This window comes from Lacibacter sp. H407 (genome assembly GCF_037892605.1).
Lineage (GTDB): Bacteria > Bacteroidota > Bacteroidia > Chitinophagales > Chitinophagaceae > Lacibacter.
This window is the reverse complement of sequence record NZ_JBBKTU010000001.1, coordinates 3,836,082-3,854,733: the sequence shown is the minus strand read 5'-3', so window position 1 is coordinate 3,854,733 and position 18,652 is coordinate 3,836,082. Positions and strand designations below refer to the sequence as shown.

Genomic DNA, 18,652 nt, shown 5'->3' with positions numbered 1-18,652 from the left:
AATTCTTTTGTTGCAGGTTTTATTCCATAAACGGTTCACTATATTTGATAATAACATGCTGAAGCCAGTCATACAATTCGACCGTTCCCTCTTCTACTACATCAATAATAAATGGAGCAATGATTTTTTTGATGCGGTAATGCCGTTTGTGCGTAACCAATATTTCTGGGTTCCTGTTTATCTGTTCCTGTTGGTATTTGTGATCACGAATTTCCGGACAAAAGCCTTGTGGTGGATCCTTTTTTTCCTGGCAACTTTTGCGTTAACAGATATGATCAGCACACAGGTGTTCAAAGCTTTTTTTGAACGTCCTCGCCCCTGTGCGGATGCCATCACATCACAAAGTGTGCGCATGTTGATTCCCTGCAGCTATAGTTATGGTTTTGTTTCTTCTCACGCCGCAAATCACTTTGGAATTGCTATGTTTTTGTTTGGAACAATGCGCCAGTTTTTCCGAAACTGGATATGGTTAGCATTTTTCTGGGCATTCCTTGTTAGTTATGCCCAATTATATGTTGGCGCTCATTTCCCTTTTGATGTAGTTGGAGGATGCTTGTTAGGCTTGCTGATTGGCCAACAAACTTCCCGCATTTTTAATCGTCAATTTGATGGTTTACAGGTTAACTGATTGTTGTGAAAACTGCTCAAAAAAGCTGATTGACAAAAGCTTTGTACATTTGCCGCATATACTACAATGGAGATTTTTATATTATTCGTTCTTATTTTTCTGAATAGTTTGTTTGTGATCGCTGAGATTACACTTGTTTCTGCCCGCCGTTCACGCCTGGAAATGTTTGCTGCAAAAGGTAGCAGCAGTGCCCGTACAGCCCTGGAGCTTTCTGAAAATCCGGAGGTGTTCCTGTCGGCCGCACAGATCGGAATTACGCTGATTGCCATTTTAACGGGTGTGTATTCCGGTGAAAAGTTCGGGAAAGACCTGACGCCGGTGATTGAAAAGATCCCTCTATTGAATCTGTATGCAGAAAGTATTGCAACCGGTATCATTGTAGTGATCGTTACCATTCTGTCGATCGTTTTGGGCGAATTGATCCCCAAGCGTATCGGTTTGATGAATGCGGAGAAAATCGCCATGGCGGTTGCAAAACCCATGAAGGTTTTCGCCAAAGCTGTGCACCCGCTTGTTTGGTTTCTCAACCGAAGCACAAATCTTATTTTCCGTTTGTTTAATGTAAAAACGGTTTCTGATAACCAGGTAACGGAAGAAGAGATCAAGGCCATCATTAACGAAGGAACCGAACAGGGAACCATTGAAGAAGCCGAGCAAGAGATCATTGAACGGGTATTTCATTTGGGCGACAGGAATATTACTTCCCTCATGACACACCGAAATGATATTGTGTGGTTTGATCTGAATGATACAGAATCGTCGATCAAAGAAAAGATCATCAAAGAAACACACTCCATCTATCCTGTTTGCGATGGCGATCTGGATGATATTAAAGGCTTTGTATCGATCAAGGATATGTATGTATCGGATGATTTTACACTTTTTAAAGATCTGATGAAACCTGCCTTGTTTGTTCCGGAAAACAATTCAGCTTATCAAATACTTGAACGATTCAAGCAAGGCAAAATCCATAGTGCTTTTATTGTTGATGAATACGGCAGCGTACAAGGAATGATCACGCTCAACGATATATTGGAAGCAATTGTTGGAGATATTCCTGAACCTCACAATGATGACTACGAAATTGTAAAAAGGGATGACGGTAGTTATCTCATAGACGCACAGATTCCTTTTTACGACTTCCTTTCACGCTTTGAAAAAACAGAATGGATGAATGAAGGGGAACGTGAGTTTGATACATTGGCCGGCTTTATTCTTCATGAACTGGAACGCATTCCCCATGCCGGTGAAAAGTTCGATTGGAAAGGATTTACATTCGAGATCATTGATATGGACGGGCACCGTATCGACAAAGTGTTGCTACATGTACCAGACGGTGTTGGAGATGACGAATAGTACTGATAATCAACCTTATTGATCAAGTAGTCTGCTATTTAGAACAAGGTAATTTTAGATTGATCTTTTAACCTTCTTTATCAATTACATAGATCAATGAGCTGCATTTTTCTTTCCGGAGAAGTGCATTGAGGTTGGAAGCAAATCCGTTCCAAAGGCCTCTCAGGAAAAAACCACCCCTGTTCTTTTCACTCAATAATGAAATATAAAAACTATCAAGCCACATGCGTCTTGTTTTGACCACACGCAATCCGTGGCGCTTCATTAATACCCGCATCGACTTTGGAGAAAAATGATACAAATGTCGGGGAACATCATACGAAGCCCAATCTGCTCCATATACAGCCGCATCTTTGCTGGTATAATTTGGAACGGCAACAATGAGTTTGCCATTCGATGCCAGTAATTCTTTGATTCGTTGAACATAATCATCCAGTTGATGCACATGTTCCAATACGTGCCACATGGTGATCACACTATATGTTTCAGGAGGCAAACGAAACAGATCTTCCGATGGATAAATATCGCAGTTGTATTTTTTTACCGCCAGGGCCCTTGCTTCAGGGTCGGGCTCCAGTCCTGTAACACTCCAGCCTGCCCTTTCCATGGTGTGAGCAAAGGTGCCTGTACCGCTTCCAATATCAAGCAGCATACCTACCTGGCGCTTGGACTCTTTCTTTACCAATCGTTCTTTCGACATCATGGTAAAAAAACGGGCTCCGTGGTACAAGAGATTGATGATGCCTCGTTTTGTATTGCTATGGGAAATATAAGCGGAGGATTGATAATATTTGTGAATGGCTGCTTCAGCAGGTGCATTTAACGTAAACCGTAAACCACACATGCCACACTCGGCAATTGTAAACGACTCTTTTGTAACTGTATTATCAGATGCTGTTAAAACAGGTTCGAAATCATTGTTTTTGCAAACCGGACAATAAGTGTACTTCACTTGTAGGCTCATAAATGGCGCAGTTCGTGTTTGGGTCATGGATTATTGCATTTTATACAGTGCGGGTGCTTCGTTCGGCGTCATTTTTTGCTCGTTTCCCTGCTTGCCCCACTGCTGTGAATGATTCGTTGCGAACAACAAAATAGCAACTAAAGCCGATACGAACAATGCAATTGCAATGAGCCACCAAAGATTGAGGGGTTTCCTGTATTTACGCAACAGTAATTCCTCCATCTCAACGTTTGTTTTCTCCTCTTCCCCTACACGTATTGAATGCGACGTGTTTTTACGAATAATTTTTTCTGCAACAACAGGCATTCCTACGATTGTTTCAAATGCTGATGTAAAATGGATCAGTTGATTTCCGTCTTTCTCGAAACGGCCAAGTCCGGTAAACTCAACTTCATTTTTGCTATTCAATATACGTTTAAACTCTTCTGTAAAGTTTTGCCGCAGTGTTTTTATTTCGTCTGTTGATTGCCGTAACTCCTGCACTAACCATTGGTCAAAGGCTGCATCCTCTTCAGCTTCAGCGGCGTAATGGAGAATTGTTTCAGGTGCATGCAGTAATCTGTTGGGAAAATCCAACCGTGCCGGCAAATGCTCAACCGAAAAACTTCCGATGCCTTTTAATGAAACCCGTTTGTGAGTGGAAAGAAACCGTACAATCAGATCAACCATCCTAATTCTGCTTTTGGTCAAAAGTAAGCCTTATTCCAGCAAGTAAGTTAAATCCAACTACCTGGTAATTATTCCAACGTTGGTAGGTATTGTTGAAGATGTTATTGAACTGTCCCCATACGCTGATAAGCGGGTGCACCTTGAATTCCATGCCTGCATTCAGGTCAAATACAGCCGGTAAACGTGCACTGTTGCCGGCAATATCTTTCCGGTAGGCAGCACCTTGCCAGCCAAACAGATCCGTTTTTACCATGATCTTTTTAGTGGGCTGCCAACGAAGTGCGGCCGTTAATTCGATCGGAGTAATATGCCAGGGTCTTGCTTCATCCTGTTGCCTCACAAAATTGAAGATATCGATCTTGGCACTTGCATTGAACTGATCCTGCAGCACAAACCCAACTTCCGATTGAAAATGCAATGCTTGCAATTTTCCTTCACGCACTACTTCAAACAAACCTGGCTGAATATGATTGCTGAATAAAGGAAGGTGTAAGTATTCAATAAAACCACCCAGCACACGGTAATTAAATGAGTTGGCAACGGTTCCTTTGAAGCCTCCATAAAATTCGGTGATACGGGTGTTGTATTGCGATAAAGGTTGATTGATCCATGGATTTTGTGAAGCAAGGAATTGATACGTATTCTTACGAACATGTCCTGTCCATCCGCCGGTGAGGATGATCTTCTTTTCCTGCAAATGCACATCCACCAACACATCGGGTAAAACATTTAATTTTCCTTGGTCCCAGGTGGGTCGGATGCCCCCTTTTATGAAAAGCCGGGAGGTTTTCAATACTGCAGCAGCATTTAAAAAGTACACATTGTTGCTGTAGGTAGTGCCGCCTGTAGGTGTATAAGTTGTAAGATCAGCATTACCACGAATCAACATTCCAAAGCTTGTACCAAACCGTACATCCACGGGAAGGTCTAATATGCCGTTTGTTTCGGTTGATCGTGTATCGCTAAACACATTAATATTAATGTCAGGATTGTAGCTGATTCCAAAACGGTTGACAAACGCATTGCGAACACCTGCACGGATATTGATGGTTTGAAATGGCTTTTTTAATGAATCATCTTTACTGCTTACAAATGCAGGATCCGGTCCATACAAAAAGAAGTTCTGGTTCTGATAACCTGCCTTGCCGTATACTTCCACTTGATTCAGTAATGTATTGATGTTGGCTGAAAAAGCAGTATTGCTGAAACGTTGTACACGCAGCTTTCCTTTTTGGGAAAGATGATTGGCAAACAAGGTGAAGTTGGTTTTCTTGCCATCTCCTAATGTAAACCCTGCATCTACTAACGGTGTATTATAGTTGCCATAGCCAACCTTTATGTAATTGCTGTTGTGTGCTTGTCCTGCTGAATCAATTTGTAAAGGCAATGGTTTTAATCCAACCGGTTGCAGGTTGAAAAATAAATTCTGCACCGGAATATTATAAGCCAGGTTGGGTGCACCTGTTTCAGGTGCGGGCGGTGTTGCATTGAAATTCAGCTTCACCGCATTTTTCAACACCGGTTTAAATGCTGAAATAATTTCAACCGATTGTTTCCTGGTTGTATCCTGCGCAATCGTTGCGCCGGTTGCTAAACACAATGCCAATGAAAATATAAATCGTTTGTTCATGTTCATGTAGTTCATTGTTGATTCTTCTGCTTTTTCCTACTTCCCATTTCTAACTTTGTACTTTGTACTTTCTTTTATCCTTCTATTTTCGAATTGCGTTTTTCTTCGTCAATCACCTGTTGCAGTTTCGATTCAGCTTCCTGTTTCAATTGCGGGTTCGTTGCATTTTCCACAATACTCTGAAATGTGGCCTTTGCATTGAAGTAATCTTTCTGTTTGAAATAAATATCGCCCAGCATGATATAGGATTTGGTTACCCAGAAATCATACGAACCGCTTTTATTGATCACTTCAAAGGCTGCTTTTTCTGCATTTGTAAAGCTGTTGAGATCGAAATAACATTTGGCAATTTCATAGCGTGCTTCTGCTGCCCACTCTCCTTTGTTAAGGGCAACTACGGCACGATAGGATTGAATGGCCAAATCAAATTGTCCATTGATCTGGTGGTTACGCCCCGTAACAAGATTCGACAATGCTTTATCATCGTTACCTGCTCCTTTAGCAATCAACAGATCTTTCGCAACATCAGCAGCTTGTTTATATTCTTTCAACTGATAATGACAACGCAACAATCCACGTAACGATTCCAATCTGCTTTCATCGGTTGTGGCAACAGTTCGTAATATTTCATAATAAGGTTGCGCTTTCGCATAATCCTGTAATTCGAAGTAATAAGATCGTGCAGCTACAAATGCACTTTTTTCTGCAAACTGGCTGTTGCCTTTTTTTGCCACATATTCATAACCCGGCAACGCATTCTTCCAGTCTTTGCGCAACATGTAACATTCACTTCTGTTGTAATGCGCATTGATCGCATTAGTTCCATTTGGGAAACGGGTGAGATAATTATTGATCTGTTCAATTGCACCGGTGCAATCATTATTATTCAATTTGATCTCAACAGCAGCGTATGCCAGTGAATCTGCTTCGCTTGCCGATACATTTTTTCCTGTTGAACGGATAAAGGCTTCGTACTCCTGCGGCCTTCCTGTTTCTACATAAATAGCACGGATGTTTTCCAACGCAAAACCTGCCTCTTCACTGTTAGGATATTGCTGTAATAATTTTTTATACTGATCAAGTGCTTCTTGATTTTTGTTAAGGTTGTAATAACAAACCGCCAATTGCAGTAATGCCGTTTGTTTAAAGCCGGTGTTCTGAGGAGTACTGATCACATTGTTGAGATATGGAATAGCTGCCTGAAATTTTTCATCGGCCATATATGTTTTGGCGATTTCCATATTGGCATCGGGCACTAAGTTGCTACGTGGATACAATCGTTGCAGCGTTGACAGCTGTTCAACTTTTGTTTTGCTGTTATTAATACCCGCCAGCATGGCTTTTTGGTACAATGCATAATCAGCATTAGGCCATGAATAATCCAATGCTTTTTGATACATGCTTGACGCCTGTGTATAATTTTTCTGCATGAAATAGCAATCCGCCAAACGGATATGTGCATCCTGATCAATGGGTGCAGAATTCAATGCAATACGACCAACAGCTTTTTGAAAAAATACCTGCGCCACTAAAAAGTTTTCTTTTCGCAGATAACAGTAACCCATGTTATAATTGGCCTCTTTTACTGTTGCCTCTCCCATTCCCCCACTACCACTTTGCAAAAACTTATCGTAGAAACGAATGGCATCATCCAGTCGATCGTTTCGATAAGCAATCTCGCCTTTCCAATAATTGGTTAATGGAAGTACAGGAGCATTGTAAGGATCTTTCAATATTTTATCCAGCAGTTCATCGGCTCTGTTCAACTGACCATCATTGATCAACTCTGCTGCCCTGCCATACAACATTCGGGGATATAATTTTTTGGTTGATTCAGATGGATCGGTCAATGATTCCATTAATGAAATGGCATCTTTATAATTACTGGTACCGGTAAGTAAACCAACCAGTAATTCTTTTGCCTCCTTATTATAGGTGCTTCGTGGATATTCATTCAAAAAACGTTTGAACTCACTTATGGCTACACCTTGATAGCCGAGTTCATAAGAAAGCTTTGCATAGTTGAAAAGCGAAACTTCCCGTTGTTGCTGATTACTGCTGTTTGCTGCACAAAATGCAAATGCATTCCGGGCATTTTCTTTTTGATTGGTTTTCAAATAAGCATCACCCAAAAGATACATGGCACTTTGGCTCAACGAATCTTCGCCACCACTAAGTTGTTTGAAACCATCGATTGCTTTATTGAGTTGATTTGCCTGATAATAAGAATAACTTAATTCATACAGATCCTGTCGTGTAACTTTTTCGGCTTTGTTTACATATGCTTCCAGTAAGGGTAAAGCACGTGCATAGTCTTTCTTTTCAAAGTAGGCATGTCCCAGCAGTTGCTTCATTTCGAGATCATACAAAATGTTGGGACGCTTCACTGCCTCTTCTGCAATCTTGATGGCTTTGTCTTTTTCACCACGGAAATAATAGATCGATGCAATATAGAACGGAACGATCTTACCATATTCAGGATGGCTTTGTACTTTTTCAAAAGAACTTAATGCCTCATTGTATTGTTTGTCGTTATAGGCAATAAATCCATAGAAATAATTTGCATCGAGATAATGCTTATCCTCCGGTAACTGACGAATGGTATTGAACAATGGTTTTGCCTGCTGGTAACGCTTTAAATGAAAATAGGCATACCCCATCCGAAATTTCGATTCGGATATCTGTTCATTATTTAAACTGGCAATTTCAGCACGCTCATAAAACTCAAGCGCTTCTACAAATTCCTGTTTCCTGAAATAGTAATTGGCCAAATGAAAACTTAATTGCTGGGTACGGGGCATGTTATGTACCACCGTAATAAATTCTCTGCTCGGCAATACAGCTCGTTCATCGTTTTGTTGTAACCCACATGCCAGTAAATAAAAATCAATTTCCTGTACCTGAATACCTTCGTTTAGTACGTTTGAGCTTTGCACCTCCTGTTTCAATTCCCGGAGTAGCGGCATGGCAAGACTAAACTGATCGTTCAAAAAATATTCCTGGGCTTGCTTGAATTTCGCATTAGGATCATTGTTTACTGCTGTTACCTGTGCGGTTGACAGTAAAGCGAAACAGGAAAAAAAAGTCAATAAAATGTAAGTTATGCGGCTGTTCATTGGCGGGTAAACGTTCATCTTTAGTAAATATTTTAACCATTCTCTTAAAGTCCGTTCAGCGGGCTAAAGGTAACTTGTCCAATACTCTTTCAAACACCATTCCAGATTTTTGTGGATAAAAGTCTGCCTTCCGTTAATTTCGCAACCAGAAATCAATATTCATTTGAAAGAAACGCTCCATTGTAGTGTCGTTTCATTCTCATAACTAAACTACAACGTTCGTATGAAGAAACTCTTATCGATCAATTATTCAGCAACTGCTTTTAACATTTCGTTCTTATTATTACGTGTGATTTTTGGTATCAGCATGTGCGTAAACTATGGTTACGATAAGCTGGTAAACTTTGCAGACAAGAAAGACAGCTTTGTAAATCTGTTCGGAATTGGCAGTACAGCAACACTTGTGTTGGTTGTATTTGCTGAATTCTTTTGTTCCATTTTTGTCGCTATTGGTTTGTTCACCCGATTTACTGTTCTTCCATTGATCATTGCAATGGGATATGCTTTTTTCGTATCGCATAACAGTGGCCTTTTTGCCAAAGGCGAAACAGCAGCATTGTATTTAACCGGCTTTTTTGTTATTCTTTTATGTGGCCCCGGACGTGCAAGTGTGGATGGTATGATCAAATAAAATAGAGCAACCTATCTGTTGCAGCCTGCAATGTTTACAAGCGAAACAACAATACGTGTACGTTATTCAGAAACAGATCAGATGAATGTGGTATACCATGGTAACTACGCTCAGTATTTTGAAGTGGCAAGAGCCGAAGCGATCCGTGAAATGGGATTTACCTACAAGGAAATGGAAGAGATGGGAGTTGTGATGCCCATTGTAGAACTCCATACCAAATTTCTCCGCCCTGCAAAGTATGATGATCTGCTGACGATCAAAACACAGTTGCGTGAATTACCAACCGATCACCGGATCGAATTTCATCATGAAGTGTTGAATGAAGAAGGCAAATTATTAACGATTGGCCGGATCGTACTGTATTTTTTAGATGCGAAAACAATGGCAAGAACAAATATGCCGGCAGAACTAACAAAGCATCTTACACCTTATTTCAACTAAATTCATTGTAAATATTCTTCATGCAGCAGCAAGCAATCCATGCCTCCATCATTACCATTGGAGATGAATTATTAATTGGCCAGACGATTGATACCAACAGTGCCTGGATGGCACAGGAGTTGAACAAGATCGGTGTGTGGGTGAAACGCCGTGTTGCGGTTGGTGATACACGGGAAGATATATGGCAGGCATTGGATGAAGAAGCAGCTGCATCTCACATCATTCTGATTACAGGTGGACTGGGGCCAACGGCCGATGATATAACCAAACCTTTACTCTGTGATTATTTTGGCGGTAAAATGGTCGTGAATGAAATGGTGTTGGACCATGTTACAGCGATTTTTCGAAAGCTCAATCGCCCCATCATTGAACGGAATATGAAACAGGCTGAAGTACCGGATGTGTGCGAAGTACTCATGAACAAACGTGGTACAGCACCGGGCATGTTGTTTCGCAGAGGAGATCGTATATATATATCAATGCCGGGAGTGCCACATGAAATGAAAGGCATTATGACCGGAAGTGTATTGCCGCTTATTCAACAGGAATTCACACTGCCTTTTATTCTGCACCGCACCTTGTTAACAGCTGGTGTTGGCGAATCGTTTATCGCAGAAAAAATTAACCAGTGGGAAATGGCATTGCCGGCTCACATAAAGCTGGCTTACTTGCCAAATTATGGGATGGTGCGGTTGCGTTTAACCGCAACCGGTACACAGAAAGAACTACTGGAAGAAAAACTTGACAGTCAGTTTGCACAATTGCAGAACGAAGTGCGTGAGTTTATGGTTGTGAATGAAGATATCCCTTTGGAAAAAGCGTTGGGCCAACTGCTGCTGAGCCGAAAGAAAACGATGGCTACTGCTGAAAGTTGTAGTGGTGGATATATTGCACATTTACTTACAGCCATTCCCGGTTCTTCAGAATATTTCAAAGGAACGGTGGTTGCCTATGCTTACGATGTAAAAGAAGATATACTGGGTGTGCAACATACAACATTGGAACAAAAAGGAGCTGTGAGTGGAGAAACAGTTACTGAAATGCTCGAGGGTTTGTTGCGAAAAACCACAGCCGATTATGGAATTGCTACGAGTGGTGTGATGGGCCCCGGTGGCGGAACCGATGATAAACCTGTTGGCACAGTGTGGGTGGCTGTTGGTTCAAGGGAAAAAATGATAGCGAAGAAATTATACTTTCGATTCGACCGGCTGCGGAACATCGAATTAACAGCTGCCAATGCCATGTTGATGCTGTTCCAGTTTATTGAGGGAGAGAAAGATAAATAAGTCCCCAATCCTTACCTTTGACGCCTATTAACGATTGTTTGTCCACGTTTATCGGGTGGCTTTTCAGAAAGCTGATGGCTTTGTTGTTGTACAAGAGTGCGACGCAACCGGTGAACAACAGAATTTCTGTTGCTGGTCAACAAAAAAATAAAACTTCAAATTATTATGGCTTTAGTTGATTTAGTAATGCCCAAACTCGGCGAAAGTATTATGGAAGCTACCATTTTACGTTGGCATAAGCAACCGGGCGACAGTATTAAAATGGATGAAACGGTACTGGATATTGCAACTGATAAGGTTGACAGTGAAGTGCCGAGTACTGCTGAAGGTGTGTTAAGTGAAGTATTGTTCAGCGAAAATGATGTGGTGCCCATTGGTGCTGTAATTGCACGTATTAAAACAGGTGCTGCTGAAGCAACATCATCTGCCCCAACTCCTGCCCCTGCTCCGGCACAGGTAGTTGAATCAGTAAATGCAGAAGTGATCGATGAAGATATTCCTTACCAACCGGCAGGTGCTAAAGTAAGTGCTCCGGCAAACGGGATTCGTTTTTATTCTCCACTTGTATTGAATATAGCTGCACAGGAAGGAATTGGTATGGCTGAACTGGAAAAAATTCCCGGTACGGGCAACGAAGGTCGTGTTACAAAAAAAGATATTCTTCAGTACGTAAGCACGAGAAAAGGTGGAGCTACAAGCTATTCGCCACAAACTGCAAGTAATGATGATGTATTGGTTGTACCAATGAACAGAGTTGAACAACCTGTGCAACAGCAACAACCAGCTCCTGCTCCATCAATGGCGCCAACTGTTTACAGTGGTAATGTAGAGATCATTGAAATGGATCGCATGCGCAAGTTGATTGCTGACCATATGGTGCGAAGCAAACAAACCAGTCCGCATGTAACAAGTTTTACCGAAGCCGATGTAACCAACCTGGTACAATGGCGTGATAAGATGAAGAAGGAATTTGAAAAACGTGAAGGAACAAAGATCACGTTTACACCATTATTCATTGAAGCAATTGTAAAGTGCATCAAGAAATATCCGTTGATCAACAGTTCTGTTGATGGCGACCGCATTATTGTGAAGAAAGATATCAATATTGGTATGGCAACAGCATTACCAAGCGGTAACTTAATTGTACCTGTTATTAAAAATGCAGATCAGTTGAATCTTGTTGGTTTAACAAAACAGGTGAACAACTTAGCTGATAGTGCACGCAACGGTAAATTAAAAGCCGACGATACAACTGGTGGCACATTTACAATGACCAATGTTGGTACGTTTGGAAGTTTGATGGGCACTCCGATCATCAATCAGCCACAAGTTGCTGTGTTAGCTGTCGGTGCTATTAAGAAACGACCGGTGGTGATAGAAACACCAATGGGCGACAGTATTGCCATCCGCCACATGATGTATTTAAGTATGAGTTATGATCATCGGATTATTGATGGCAGCCTCGGTGCTACATTCTTAACTGCAGTAGCAAATGAGTTGCAGAATTTTAATCCTGACAGAGATTTATAATAGCATTTATTAATAAAAATAAAAATCCCGATTCAATTGAATCGGGATTTTTTATGCAGCTCAATTAAAATGTTGTGCGTTCGAACGTATATTTTTTTCCTTTCCGTTTGATGAGAAACAGATTGTTGTATTCTGTTTCAGCAAGATCGGTTAAGAGCGATTGCCCCATTATTTTATTCACCAGATCATCTACTGTATTTGAATGACCAACGAGTAACACATCTCCTTTTTGAATTGTTTTTACACGGGCAATAAATTGATCAGCGGTATCTTTTGGTGAATATAATTGTACAGGAATTCCTTTTGCTTCACTTAACGGTTTTGCTGTTGATTTTGTACGGATGTAAGGTGTTGAAAAAATGGCGGCAAATGATTTATCCTGCAATAATGTTTTCAGATTTTGTGCCCGTTGTTCGCCTTCTGCACTTAATGGAACATCGCTACTCATGTTTGCATTGGCTGCTGCTTTTTCAGCATGGCGTACAATGTAATAGGTATTTCGGCTGCACGATGTAAACAGGATGAGGCATAAACTAATCGTTAAAATTGATGATACGTTTGGTTTTACGGCAATTGACATGAAACAAGGTTTTTAATTATTGAATGTGTTTTGTAAATTTAAGGAACAAAAACCCAGTAAACCCCTCAAGTATGAAGACTTTATCCGAAACCTGGTTTGCCGATGGCTTCATTGATTTTGAGCTAAAGAAATATACACTGCTCGCCTATTTGCAGGAAGTAAATAAACATTTCAATGAAACCAAACTCTATCCGCAATTGGCCGATGTGATCTTTCACTATAACAACCTGGTGGCTTTCCGGGAAAATAAAAAATACCTGCAGGAGCAGTTTCCCAAAAAACTCACCGGTATACAAATTGAAAAACTGCAGTTGCTGTATGAACAGATGATCGAAGATGATGAGCTTATGCAGGAGCTGGAAACGATCATGCATTATTCAATTGCTACAATGAAATCCACAATTTCGAAAGGAACAGAAATTTATGAAATGGTGGAGCAAAGTATTTCGATTTCACCGATTGGTCTTCTCCCGCTTGATACAAGAGAAGGTTATTTGTTCTTACGAAGTGCAACTGAAAAACAAACAAAAGTGTATCAATATCGTCTCAGTTTTTTTGAACGGCACGATGAGCAATACCGCACACTCAAAACCAGTTTTGTTGATTCATGGATCAGTAATATTGTGAACACCTACGAAAGTATTAAAGGCGAACTCATTCGTAATAAAACAGAATTGCCAAATCCTGCTGTGTACAGTATAGAAACAAATCTCTCCTACCCGGTTGAAGAAACATTTCTGCCAATTGCTAAACGGAGATTTGTGAAATTCTTGACTGCTGCCTGATGTAATACAATACAAACACGGAGCTGATCAACGGAACAATATTCAGGTACACATATGGGATGAGTACAAACCCATAAAAAACAGCCATGTAAATTTTTAAAGCTGCAGCCGCAACGAGCGGAACGTACAGCTTTTGTTTCTTTCCCAGTAACCAGTACCATGCTGCCAAGAGAAATACGGTGCTGAGCGATAGTACCAGATGAATTGTTTTAAACGTTCCCAGTTTTTCCTCAACCGTTCCCGATGAACGATCATAATAAAAACCTGCCAATCCGGTTCCACGGAATAGTTGAAACGGTTTCTCACCCTGCGCCTGCCATGCCTGCCCTTTCCATTCAGCAATCCCGGCAATAGTATAGGTTTGTACACCACGTAAAAAAATACTGAGGTCTTTTAAAAGAAAAGGAACCACATACAAAAGGCATACACCCGTCACAATAAATCCGATCCATTTAAAAACAGAAGGCACGCCATCTTTTTTTGCAAGCAACAATACGAGAAATGGCAACCACAACACAATTGAATAACGGGATAACAGACAAAGCAATAATGTGCCGCCGATCATCCACCATTTTCTTTTTTCCAATGAAAAGAGGAAGTACGCATAGTAAGAAGCGATCATTAATTCCACCGTACGCATGAACGAAAGATCAGACGCAAACAGATAACCCCAGAACAGTAATTGAAGTAACAGAAACAGAAAAAAATCTGACCGGTCTGCATTATTATCTTCTTCCAGTTGTTTCGAAAAAATAAATAATAGCAATAGCCAACTTCCAAAAACCAGGTAGCGGTAATCAACCATCATAAATTCGGTGATATGAAAAGGCCACCATGTAAAAGGCAAATAGGTTGGGAAAAAGTCATACCCCCAATCACGGATCACTGTGTAAGGGAATACACCCTGTTGCTGACGTTTTACCAGCATTTCAATTTGCGGAATCACATCTGAATCAGTAACGTTTACCGGATATAGATTAAGATACCTGGCCCAGAAAACAAAATTCAATGCTGCGAAAAACCACCAGCCGTAATTTCTAAATTGCTGCGATTGCCTGCTTAAGCCTGTTGCTGAATCAGGAGCTTCTGTAGTTGTAATAAATGGATACAAGCCGATCAATAACGAAATTACAAACAACAACACGCCATTCATCACCGGCGATAAAAGCGTTGCCCGTAAAAAAGTAGTAAAGAGAATTTCAAGTGCAACAAGACAAAAAAGTATTGTTACCGACGCCTTATAGGAAAGCTTAAGCTTTGGAAACATGTTCGTGCAATTGATGCAAAGCAAGATAAAAGAAAAGCCGGTTATTACAACCGGCTTTTTATGTACAATTCAGATTCAATTATTTGATATCAAATCCCCAATCAATTCCTTTGTTCACCGCAGGTACACCTTCTTTCATCCATACGGGCATTGGTGCTCCTTTGAGATAATGATCAAAGAACTGACTTAAACGAACAGAAAGATCTTTTCTGTTTCGGCGTTCAACCAGGTTATGATCTTCATCGTTGTATTGCAGGAACCATGCTTTTTTATCTAAACGACGCAATGCTGAAAAGAATTCAATGGTTTGGTACCAGGGTACAGCACCATCTTTATCATTATGCATCAATAATAATGGTGTTGTTACTTTATCTGTTTTAAACAACGGTGAATTTTTGGTATAAAGATCAGGACGTTGCCATGGCGTTGCACCCAAACGTGTTTGAGAACGTTCGTACTGGAATTGTCGGCTGATACCTGCACCCCAACGGATACCGCCATACGCACTGAACATATTTGCTACCGGTGCACCCGCTCCCGCTGCAGCAAACATTTTGGTACGTGTAACAAGATACGCAACCTGGTAACCACCCCAGCTTTGTCCTTGAATGGCCATTTTGGTACTGTCAACAAACTTCATTTTGCTGAGATACTTGCCCGCACTTACAACAGAGTTGTATGCACTTTCGCCCGGCTCTCCGTCCTTGTAATAAATATTCGGATCAAATACCAAATAACCGTTGCTCGTGAAATAAGCAATATTGATGGTTGATGCACTTGGTGCCGGTGTGCGGTAACTGTAACGTGTATCTGAATTTCGCTCATAGAAATAAAAGATCACCGGATATTTTTTGTTGGGATCGAAATTCTCCGGCTTGAACAACAAACCTTCTGATTCTTTACCATCAAACATTTTCCATTTATGTAATTCAACGGTGTACCAGTTGTAATCTTTCTGTTGTTCATTAGCTGAACTCAATTGCTTAGAAGCTTTATGATTCTGTGCAGTACTCAATGTGGTTGTAAAAAGACTTCCACTCATTTGTGGTGTCATGGCTGTATATACCAGCACATCACTATTTTTTCCTTTCAATACATTACCACTATTGATCACAGCAGGATTGGTTACAGGCAATGACTCATTGAGTGCGAAACTGCTACCAAGTTTATGAGTCATTAATCCGTATCCTTTTTCTTTATTGTCAAAAACGCCGAGCAGTAATGTTTGCCCGTCTTTTACAAAACGTTCTTCACGATCAAGTTCGCTGTAGCGGAATGTCAATTGTTTTTTTCGGCCAACGCCATTGGTAATACATACAGGTTTTTCTTTTCCTGTTGGATCAACTTTCCAGATATCAAATTTATCATACACATACAATGCTGCATCATTTTCATGCCAGCCCATTACACCATGTGGTGGTGGATCATCCGGATGATCATCATCTTCGTCAAACAACGGTACTTTAATATCTTTTGTAAGCACAGCTGTTTTACCTGTAGCTACATCATATGCTACATATTGATGCGCTTTCCAGTCGAACCAGGCAACAAATTTTCCTTTTGGAGAAATATTGCCGCTACGTATTTTTTTTGCGATCAATTTTCGTTCGCCGGTTTTTACATTCACCAAATACAGATCATTGTAATTATGCTGTTCCCACTGGTTTTGTTTGCGATAAGGTTTGCTATAGAATCCTACAGCTACATCTGCATCATCTTCATCAGTAGTTGATACACGATCCAATGTAGCATCACTCAACATGGTAACTGCAGTAGCATCGCCATATAAAACAGCGAGATGACTTCTGCGTAATTCCATATTCAGTTGAACCAATTGTTGTGGTTGAAGCTGATCATCATCGTAATGCCAGATATCGAGTCGTGCTGTTTCAAAGTCAACCAACGATGTATCCTTCGGCTGACGAATTGGTGCCAGGCCAAGGTACAAACGATCACTTTTCTTACTGAATTTTGGTTGGTAATCGGGACTCACCGTTACATCCTTTTGCACACCGGTAGTATTGCGATCAACACGCAAACGGGCACTATCCATTCCAGGTTTAAAATACCAGAGTTTGTAAAACTTACGTAATGCTTTGCTTACACTGTCACGTTCTGCAACAAACGCAAGTTGAGAGCCTGCAACATCCAGCGCATAATTTTTTGCATCATTAAAACCCTGCAATACCGTATCTACTTTTCCGGTAGCCGTATTCATCCAAAGAACAGCGGCCTTACTTAATGTATCGCCATTCTTTTTACTTGTTTCAATGATCAATGTATTTCCGTTTTCACTGAAATAATATTCATTCACCAGCTTAAACTTTTTCTCTTCGCCGGTTTGTGTATTGCGTACAACCAACTCGGTGCCTTCTTCTACAGGTTCACCAGCCGGTCTTGCAGGAGGTCTTGCCCCACCCTTTGCCGGTTGCAACACCATTAACCCTTTCGTCTTTGCTTCATTTGCTTTGTTCTTTAAACTGTCAGCAACACGCATCAACGAATCGGCCATAGAAACCATTTTGTTGATCTGTGTAAGTGAATCGGGTTTGGGTGCAGGCTTTGGCGGTTCAGGTAATGCTTTATCCATATGATAAGCTACCCAGCCATTTCCTTTCTCCGGTGTTTTAAACGTTTTTACACGTGCCACTTTCCACACATCTTCTTTTCCGAATTCGATAATCGCCAAACTATCTTTTGGCATATCATCCGGACGTTTCTTTTTGATCCTTGCATCACGTGTGTCTTTAAACAGCGGACGGATCTTGAAGATCACAAAACGACTGTCGTTGGTAATAATGGAACTGTAACCACGGGCAATTGTTTTTTTGTAGTTGCCATCAGTCGATTGAATAATGAGGTCGCCATCGCCTTCCTGCGGATTAACCATGTACACGACCCATTTGCCATCATCACTGATCTGGGCACCTTGTACACTTTGCCAGCGGTCGTACACCGAATGATCGAGAGGCTTTTTTTGAGCGGAAATTTGTTGCACGGCTATAAATGCCAGCAACAGAAAAAACATTTTCTTCATAACAGTATTGTTTGGAATGGGAAAGTAACGGAAAGTTCAGAAAAAACTGTCCGGTTTTTATAAGTGGTGAACCTGAAGGATGGAATTACTTGCTCGCCATTGTTTCAATTCCGTTCAGGTCTGAATGATAAAGATCCAGTTTCTGCAAAAGCATTACGATTGTTTCCCGTTCCTGCTTACTCAAATCACCGAGTACATCCTCTATCTGATCGAGCTCACGAAAAAGCTGTAATAACTGTTTTGATCCCTTCGCTGTAAGTGTGATCAATTTTACTCTTTTATCAACCGGATGACTTTGTTCTTTAATATGTCCTTTTACAACCAGGCGATCGATCATTTGCGAACCTGCAGCAATTTCAGATATAGTTTGCTTCAGCACCTCCACTTTGGGTTGTGGCTCTTTGCCAAACAAATGTCCCATGATGATAAACTCTTCGAGATTTGAAAAACCTGTTTTTTTCAATCGTGGCTTCATCTTCACTTTCACAAACCTGTACATACGGCCTATCAGCATTCCTGCCAAAGCAGAATCAGAATAAAATGCAGTTGGGGCGGCAGGCTCATTACTTACTAACGGTTTTTGTCCGGCAAGTAAATTTTCTTCGTTCTTGATCAACCATACTCCAAAAGCAGAATAACTCTGTTCATTCTTTTCCAGAACAAATCGGTTCCAGAGTTGTAACATATCTGTTTGCATAAATCAAATATACATTTTATTACAAAATTTAAATA

The 18,652-nt window shown here is 40.8% G+C and carries 15 protein-coding genes; 7 read left to right on the top strand and 8 right to left on the bottom strand.

Annotated features, from left to right (window positions below; all coding sequences use genetic code 11):
* Positions 1 to 55 precede the first annotated feature (55 nt).
* Positions 56 to 628 carry a phosphatase PAP2 family protein gene (locus tag WG989_RS16560; protein ID WP_340431100.1) on the top strand — a complete coding sequence of 191 codons (573 nt, stop codon included), beginning with the start codon at positions 56 to 58 and terminating at the stop codon, positions 626 to 628.
* A gap of 66 nt (positions 629 to 694) precedes the next feature.
* Positions 695 to 1,984 (top strand): hemolysin family protein, encoded by a 1,290-nt coding sequence (locus tag WG989_RS16555; RefSeq protein WP_340431099.1) that lies wholly within the window; start codon positions 695 to 697, stop codon positions 1,982 to 1,984.
* A gap of 67 nt (positions 1,985 to 2,051) precedes the next feature.
* Here the strand turns inward: WG989_RS16555 and WG989_RS16550 are convergent, their stop codons facing one another.
* The 4 genes from WG989_RS16550 to WG989_RS16535 all read right to left on the bottom strand — a co-directional run bounded on the left by WG989_RS16550 (position 2,052) and on the right by WG989_RS16535 (position 8,381).
* Positions 2,052 to 2,948 carry a class I SAM-dependent methyltransferase gene (locus tag WG989_RS16550; protein WP_340431097.1) on the bottom strand — a complete coding sequence of 299 codons (897 nt, stop codon included), beginning with the start codon at positions 2,946 to 2,948 and terminating at the stop codon, positions 2,052 to 2,054.
* Between the two features lie 30 nt (positions 2,949 to 2,978).
* The gene (locus WG989_RS16545; RefSeq protein WP_340431095.1) at positions 2,979 to 3,617 is read right to left on the bottom strand and encodes a hypothetical protein; all 639 of its coding nucleotides are present in this window, start codon (positions 3,615 to 3,617) and stop codon (positions 2,979 to 2,981) included.
* 1 nt (position 3,618) lies between these two features.
* A complete protein-coding gene (locus WG989_RS16540; RefSeq protein WP_340431093.1) occupies positions 3,619 to 5,247 on the bottom strand; it encodes a hypothetical protein in 1,629 nt (542 codons plus the stop codon).
* A 74-nt stretch (positions 5,248 to 5,321) separates the two neighbouring features.
* A complete protein-coding gene (locus WG989_RS16535) occupies positions 5,322 to 8,381 on the bottom strand; it encodes a tetratricopeptide repeat protein (RefSeq protein ID WP_340431091.1) in 3,060 nt (1,019 codons plus the stop codon).
* A 205-nt stretch (positions 8,382 to 8,586) separates the two neighbouring features.
* Between WG989_RS16535 and WG989_RS16530 the strand changes: the two genes are divergently transcribed.
* The 4 genes from WG989_RS16530 to WG989_RS16515 all read left to right on the top strand — a co-directional run bounded on the left by WG989_RS16530 (position 8,587) and on the right by WG989_RS16515 (position 12,251).
* Positions 8,587 to 8,994 (top strand): DoxX family protein, encoded by a 408-nt coding sequence (locus tag WG989_RS16530; RefSeq protein WP_340431090.1) that lies wholly within the window; start codon positions 8,587 to 8,589, stop codon positions 8,992 to 8,994.
* Positions 8,995 to 9,024: 30 nt separating this feature from the next.
* Positions 9,025 to 9,435, top strand: coding sequence for an acyl-CoA thioesterase (locus tag WG989_RS16525; RefSeq protein ID WP_340431704.1), 411 nt, complete (start codon positions 9,025 to 9,027; stop codon positions 9,433 to 9,435).
* Positions 9,436 to 9,455: 20 nt separating this feature from the next.
* Positions 9,456 to 10,721: a CinA family nicotinamide mononucleotide deamidase-related protein gene (locus tag WG989_RS16520; protein ID WP_340431088.1), complete on the top strand. Its 1,266-nt coding sequence runs from the start codon at positions 9,456 to 9,458 to the stop codon at positions 10,719 to 10,721.
* A 165-nt stretch (positions 10,722 to 10,886) separates the two neighbouring features.
* Positions 10,887 to 12,251 carry a dihydrolipoamide acetyltransferase family protein gene (locus tag WG989_RS16515; protein ID WP_340431086.1) on the top strand — a complete coding sequence of 455 codons (1,365 nt, stop codon included), beginning with the start codon at positions 10,887 to 10,889 and terminating at the stop codon, positions 12,249 to 12,251.
* 64 nt (positions 12,252 to 12,315) lie between these two features.
* Here WG989_RS16515 and WG989_RS16510 read toward each other — a convergent pair whose 3' ends face one another.
* Positions 12,316 to 12,831, bottom strand: coding sequence for a SixA phosphatase family protein (locus WG989_RS16510; protein ID WP_340431085.1), 516 nt, complete (start codon positions 12,829 to 12,831; stop codon positions 12,316 to 12,318).
* Positions 12,832 to 12,902: 71 nt separating this feature from the next.
* Between WG989_RS16510 and WG989_RS16505 the strand changes: the two genes are divergently transcribed.
* Positions 12,903 to 13,616: a hypothetical protein gene (locus WG989_RS16505; RefSeq protein ID WP_340431084.1), complete on the top strand. Its 714-nt coding sequence runs from the start codon at positions 12,903 to 12,905 to the stop codon at positions 13,614 to 13,616.
* Here WG989_RS16505 and WG989_RS16500 read toward each other — a convergent pair.
* The 3 genes from WG989_RS16500 to WG989_RS16490 form a co-directional block, all read right to left on the bottom strand.
* A complete protein-coding gene (locus WG989_RS16500) occupies positions 13,579 to 14,883 on the bottom strand; it encodes a hypothetical protein (protein ID WP_340431082.1) in 1,305 nt (434 codons plus the stop codon). The genes WG989_RS16505 and WG989_RS16500 overlap by 38 nt on opposite strands.
* A gap of 79 nt (positions 14,884 to 14,962) precedes the next feature.
* Entirely contained in the window at positions 14,963 to 17,920 is a 2,958-nt protein-coding gene (locus tag WG989_RS16495; RefSeq protein ID WP_340431081.1) for an alpha/beta hydrolase family protein, read from the bottom strand.
* Between the two features lie 85 nt (positions 17,921 to 18,005).
* Entirely contained in the window at positions 18,006 to 18,617 is a 612-nt protein-coding gene (locus tag WG989_RS16490) for a MarR family winged helix-turn-helix transcriptional regulator (RefSeq protein WP_340431080.1), read from the bottom strand.
* Between the last annotated feature and the right edge of the window lie 35 nt (positions 18,618 to 18,652).